Source organism: Cryobacterium sp. MLB-32 (assembly GCF_000738085.1).
Taxonomy (GTDB): domain Bacteria; phylum Actinomycetota; class Actinomycetes; order Actinomycetales; family Microbacteriaceae; genus Cryobacterium.
Genome location: NZ_JPRS01000126.1, coordinates 1 through 5,412, shown reverse-complemented (window position 1 = coordinate 5,412; position 5,412 = coordinate 1). Strand labels below are relative to the sequence as shown.

At 65.4% G+C, this 5,412-nt stretch carries 5 protein-coding genes and 1 pseudogene; 1 reads left to right on the top strand and 5 read right to left on the bottom strand.

The features are described 5' to 3' along the window. Positions 1–69 precede the first annotated feature (69 nt). Positions 70–528, top strand: a complete 459-nt coding sequence (locus tag JF66_RS12610; protein ID WP_035878597.1) for an adenylyltransferase/cytidyltransferase family protein — start codon at positions 70–72, stop codon at positions 526–528. Here the strand turns inward: JF66_RS12610 and JF66_RS12605 are convergent. From JF66_RS12605 to JF66_RS23640, 5 genes and pseudogenes are all read right to left on the bottom strand, one after another. Beyond that, complete coding sequence (locus JF66_RS12605) at positions 476–1,738, bottom strand: hypothetical protein (RefSeq protein ID WP_035878595.1); 1,263 nt, start codon at positions 1,736–1,738, stop codon at positions 476–478. The two genes, JF66_RS12610 and JF66_RS12605, sit on opposite strands and share 53 nt — an antisense overlap. A gap of 246 nt (positions 1,739–1,984) precedes the next feature. Beyond that, positions 1,985–2,941: a prolyl aminopeptidase gene (gene pip / locus JF66_RS12600; protein WP_035878593.1), complete on the bottom strand. Its 957-nt coding sequence runs from the start codon at positions 2,939–2,941 to the stop codon at positions 1,985–1,987. 10 nt (positions 2,942–2,951) lie between these two features. Then, positions 2,952–3,602 carry a response regulator transcription factor gene (locus JF66_RS12595; RefSeq protein WP_051973502.1) on the bottom strand — a complete coding sequence of 217 codons (651 nt, stop codon included), beginning with the start codon at positions 3,600–3,602 and terminating at the stop codon, positions 2,952–2,954. Positions 3,603–3,616: 14 nt separating this feature from the next. Then, complete coding sequence (locus JF66_RS12590) at positions 3,617–4,900, bottom strand: sensor histidine kinase (RefSeq protein ID WP_051973501.1); 1,284 nt, start codon at positions 4,898–4,900, stop codon at positions 3,617–3,619. A 23-nt stretch (positions 4,901–4,923) separates the two neighbouring features. Beyond that, positions 4,924–5,412 (bottom strand): annotated as a pseudogene (locus tag JF66_RS23640) (ABC transporter permease); the annotation flags it as partial.

The window sequence follows — 5,412 nt, the reverse complement described above, 5'->3', positions numbered from 1 at the left end:
CCCTGTTGTGACAGAAAGTAGATTCCCGTGAACCACGTCAGGTCCGAGTCCCGCCGACGCACGGATGGCATGAGGGTCGGTTACGCGGCCGGGGGATTCGACCTTTTTCACGTGGGGCACCTCAATATCCTTCGTCAGGCACGAAGCCAGTGCGATTTTCTGATCGCCGGTGTGGTTTCCGACGAGATGCTCCAGCTGACCAAGGGGGCGCCCCCCGTCGTCCCCCTCAGTGAGCGCCTGGAAATAGTGCGGCACATCAGTTTCGTCGACGAAGCCGTGCCCGAAGTGCTCCGGGACAAGCTGGACACGTGGCGGGAGCTTCAGTTCAACGTCTTCTTCAAGGGCGATGACTGGCGCGGTACGGAACGCGGGCTTCGGCTGGAAAACCAGTTCGCCGCGGTGGGGGTGGAGGTCGTCTACTTTCCATACACCATGCACACCTCGAGCACCGCGCTGCGCCGGGCGCTTGAAGCTCTCAACCTTCCCGGGCCGGTGGCCCGAGGCGCGCAGTCGGGCGCACCGGACTGACGACATCCCCCGTCCGGCGCACGAGCACCAGGCCGACCACCAGGATGAGCATTCTCGTGGCCGTGTAGAGCGGTCCGAAAAACAACTCCCACACGATGCTGACCCCGAGAAAGATCAGCAGAGCACTCGCATGATTGGCCGATACGGCCGAGGCCAGACCCCAGACGAGCAGCACGAGCAGCACGGCCGTGAACACGAGCCCGGGAATGCCGAAGTGTGCCCACAGGTCTCCGACGACCGAGTGCAATTCGATGTGGCCACCGAACATGTACCGCTCCACGTATCCGTTGTCGGGAGCGTAGTTGAGACTCGACATGCCGGTTTTGGCGATGAGCAGCTCTTCGGGGTTCAGGAGCGTACCGGCGCCGAAACCCTGGGGCCGCGCCTGCATCAACGCAAGGGTTGCTCCCAGCTCCGGCCGACCGCCCAGGATCAGCGATCCGGCGGTGTCAAGCTGCGCGACGGTGCGAAGCCGGGCGGCCTCACCGAAGTAGCCGGCCAGGAAGGCATTTTGGGCCAGGTAATAAACCAGCGTTGCGAGGGCGCCCATCCCCACGATCACGCCCCACCCCGATCCGCCACGTCGCAATCGCTCCGGGCGCATCTGCCAGGCCACCAGGATTGCCGTGAGGAAGATGATGCCAAATGACGAACGCGCGCCGGTGAGCATCGACACGACCGCCACGAGCAGCAGGGCCGAGAGTTCCACCCACCGGCGCCCGCTGAGTTGGGCGAGCGCCAGAATTATCACGGTCACGGAGAAGGCATACCCGAATCGCCACGGGTTGTCGGCAAACATGTTCGCCGTGCTCGACACACCGGCGAACAACCCCACCCCAAACCAAAGCGCGACCTGGGAGACCGGCATCATCTCGCGGGCCCAAAGAATGAATCCGATCGAGCACAGAATTCCGCCCAGGCTGATGACGGTGCCCAGAGTCTCACCCGCAGCGATCGAGTGGGTGGGTGCGGCCAGCGCGTTGAGCCACAACCCGCTGACGAGGCAGGCGGCTCCGGTGATGATGATCGTCGTCGCTCCCCGGTAGAGCCGGAGGACGCGGAACCACACCGGGGCGAGCGCCACCACGGCCACGTACCCGACCGTGAGCCCCTGCAGAAGTTCCAGCCGCATCCCCAAAACGATGAGAACGACGGCAGCGAGGATGCGATTCCCGACCAGATTCTGCGAGGCGGCGCGCAGCGAACGCATCCGTGCAGTGACGCTCCGTGCCGGCGTGGGGACCGCTGGCCCGGCGGAGCGTTGGTCATTCAGGCCATGTTCGGTGGCACGCACTCGGTGTGGTCCTCGTCGCAGCGTCCACCGGCAAGACCCGGGTCGGTTCACCTCTCAAATGGCGCCTAGCGCCCCACCATAGAGGTCCGCGAACAACCCGACAAGGCCGGAAACACCCTCCGGAATATTCTTCCCCCCTCTGGGGGTATGGCGCGGCGCCCCCTACACGGCGAAGCGGTCGGTCGCGGTGATGATCGCGTCGAGGATTCCGGGCTGGTCGAAGGCGTGGCCGGCATCCGGAATGAGGTGGAACTCCGCTTCGGGCCAGGTCTTGTGCAGGTCCCAGGCCGTGAAAGCCGGCGTGCACATGTCGTAGCGCCCCTGAATGATCACGCCGGGAATGTCCGCGAGTTTCCCGGCATCGCGAATGAGCTGGTTCGGTTCAAACCATCCGCCATTGCGGAAGAAATGGTTTTCGATGCGGGCGAAGGCCACGGCAAAGGAGGCTTCCGTGAAGTGCGCGATCTTCTCGGGCTCCTGCAACAGCGTGATGGTCGACGATTCCCACGTGGACCACGCGATGCCGGCTCGTTCGCGGACAAGCCGGTCGGGGTCGTTCAGGAGCCGGCCATAGGCCTCGATGAGGTGTGCTCGCTCGTCGACGGGCACCGGTGCGATGAATCCCTCCCACAGGTCGGGGTAGATGGCTGCCGCGCCCCCCTCGTAGAACCAGTCGAGTTCCACCGGGCGCAGCGTGAAGATGCCGCGCATCACAAGCTCGCTGACTTTCTCGGGGTGCGTTTCGGCGTAGGCGAGGCCGAGCGTGCTCCCCCACGACCCGCCGCAGACGAGCCAACGGTCGATGCCGAGGTGCTCTCGCAGGATTTCGAGGTCCTCGACGAGGTGCCACGTCGTGTTGGTGGCCAGGTCCGCATCCGCTGCACTCGCATGCGGCGTGCTCTGCCCGCAGCCGCGCTGGTCGAACAGGATGATCCGGTACTTCTCCGGGTCGAAGACACGACGCTGCGCCGCACTGCTCGCCCCACCGGGGCCGCCGTGCAGATACACCGCCGGCTTGCCCTGCGGGTTGCCGGAGGCCTCCCAGTACAGCGTCTGCCCGTCCCCGACATCCAGCATGCCGGTTTCGTACGGTTCGATCTCAGGGTAAAAGGTGCGCATACCCCCGAGCCTATTCCCCTACGAGCCCCAGCTCGTAAGCGAGGATGACGGCCTGCACGCGGTCCCGAAGCCCGAGTTTCTGCAGGATCCTGCCGACGTGGGTTTTCACGGTCGATTCGGACAGTGAGTATCGCTCCGCCAACTCGGGGTTCGACAGCCCCTCCGCGATAGCCCGGAAGACCTCGTGTTCGCGCGAGGTGAGAACGCACAATCGTGTCTCTGCCACGGTTTCCTCGGGATTCGGCGCGGGCAGTTTCGACCCGAACAGCTCGAGCATGCGCTGCGTGACGCGCGGCGAAACGGATGCCTCCCCCGATGCGACAGAACGGATCGCCGCGATCAGTTCGCCCGGTTCCGTGTCCTTGAGCAGGAACCCGCTCGCCCCGGCGCGAAGTCCCCCGAACGCATACTCGTCCAGATCGAAGGTGGTCAGGATGATAACCCGGGTGTCCGGGTTCGCGGTGGTGATCTGGCCGGTTGCCTCAATGCCGTCCATGCGCGGCATGCGCACATCCATCAACACGACGTCCGGGTGTTCCCGTGCGGCCAGCACGACAGCGTCTGCCCCGTTGCCCGCCTCGGCCACGACAGTGAGGTCGTCCTCGGCCTCGAGTACCATGCGGAAACCCACGCGCAGAAGGGCCTGGTCGTCGACCAGCATGACCCGGATCGGCGTCACCGGTGCTCCTCCGGTTCGAAGGTCATGGTGCCCGTGACTCGCCAACCCCGGTTCGCAGCGGGTCCGGCTTCGAGCGTGCCGCCGTACAACGCGACGCGCTCGTGCAGACCGATGATGCCTCGGCCGGAACCCTGCGAGGGGCCGGGGTCGTGCAGTAGTCCGTTGTCGGTGACGACCACCTCGACGGTGGTGGCGGAGGCGACGATACGCACTGTCACGAGGGTGGGGCTGTCCGAATACCGGAGCACGTTGGTGAGCGACTCCTGCACGATTCGATAGATCGTCAGCTGAACGCCGGCGTTGCTCGGGCCGCGGCCGTTCTGTTCGATCCGGATCGGAAGGTCGGCGGAGCGAAAAGATTCAACGAGCTCGACGAGTTGTTCCGTGCCGGGCTGGGGGGCGAGCGCGGACCGGCGGGCGGCCGAGCTCGGCCGACGGGCGGCATCCGTTTCGGTGTCGGCTGCGAGCACTCCCAGCAGGCGACGCATCTCGTGCATGGATTTTCGCCCGGTGCCCGCGACCTCGAGCATGGCCGCGCGGGAACGATCCGGATCTTTCAGAGCGATCGCGTGTGCGCCGTCCGCCAGCGCGACCATCACCGACAGGCTGTGCGCCACCACGTCGTGCATTTCGCGGGCGATGCGGGCGCGCTCCGATACCCGGGCGAGCTGGGCCTGCTGGTCGCGCTCACGAGCAAGCTGGGCAGCCAGGTCGAGGAGGGCGGCAACGTAGCGTTTGCTGTTCCCCATATTGACGCCGACCAGGGTGGCCGCGAGCATCATGATCGCCACCTGAATGATCACCGGGATCCAGGACACCTCGGCCGGATTGTCGGTCAGCCACGCGGCGACACCGGCCAGAAGCACCGAAGCGCTGAACCCGATCCAGGCGCTGCGCACGTCGGAGTACACCGCGACAGCATAGAGCGCGAGGAGCTGGGCGATCAGGTGCACTTCGCCGTAGTCCGCGAAGGTCAGCAGCCCGATCCAGGTGACGGCCAGAACGAGCCGTGGCACCCGTCGGCGAAAGAACAGGGCCGCGGCCACGGTCACGGTGATGGCGGTATTCAGCACCACATCGTTAAGCGGAGCTGGCTCGGCATCCAGCACGTTGAACACCAGGGTGAGCACCGTCGGCACGACGTAGATCGCCGCGATCAGGGCGTCGGCCGCATGGGGATGCCGGGTCCAGAAACGCCGCACGGCCCCGGGAGGGGTGGGCAGACGCAATTCGCCCCCCGGCGCGAGTGCGCGCACGGGGGGCGAAGTGTCGGTGCTCATTATTCGATGGTACGGGTCAAACGTCAGGCATCACGGCGCTTGAGCAGCAGCGACGCCGTTCCGAGGCTCACGACCACCCAGGCCATGACGACGAGAAATGCCTGCCAGGACTCCATGGTGTTCGGTGTCATCGGGGTGATCATCGTGGAACCGGCCGAAGTGATAAGGAAGGGCAGGATGTCTGCGATCCACCCGACGTAATTCGACAGGATTCCCAGCACGATCGGCAGCAGCAGGGTGATGCCGAGCACGGTCGAGATACCGCCGGCGCTACTGCGGAGGATCGTGCCGATACCGACCGCGAACACGGCAATGAGCCCGAGGAACAGCACGTTGCCGAGCAGAGGAAGCGCCAGATCGACATCGAACAGGCTTGCCGTGATGTCCTTCGCTCCCAGAATGGGCATGGCTACGAGGAATGATCCGACCACACTGATCAAACCCACCAGGAAGGTGAAGCCAAAGAGCACGGCAACCTTGGCCCAGAGCGCGGGCAAGCGGTTAGGCACGGC

Excerpts from the sequence above, each read along its gene's own strand:
- JF66_RS12610 (WP_035878597.1), top strand. The coding sequence starts at position 70 with ATGAGGGTCGGTTACGCGGCCGGGGGATTCGACCTTTTTCACGTGGGG.
- pip (WP_035878593.1), bottom strand. The coding sequence starts at position 2,941 with ATGCGCACCTTTTACCCTGAGATCGAACCGTACGAAACCGGCATGCTG.
- JF66_RS12595 (WP_051973502.1), bottom strand. The coding sequence starts at position 3,602 with ATGCTGGTCGACGACCAGGCCCTTCTGCGCGTGGGTTTCCGCATGGTA.
- JF66_RS12590 (WP_051973501.1), bottom strand. The coding sequence starts at position 4,900 with ATGAGCACCGACACTTCGCCCCCCGTGCGCGCACTCGCGCCGGGGGGC.
- JF66_RS12605 (WP_035878595.1), bottom strand. The coding sequence starts at position 1,738 with ATGCGTTCGCTGCGCGCCGCCTCGCAGAATCTGGTCGGGAATCGCATC.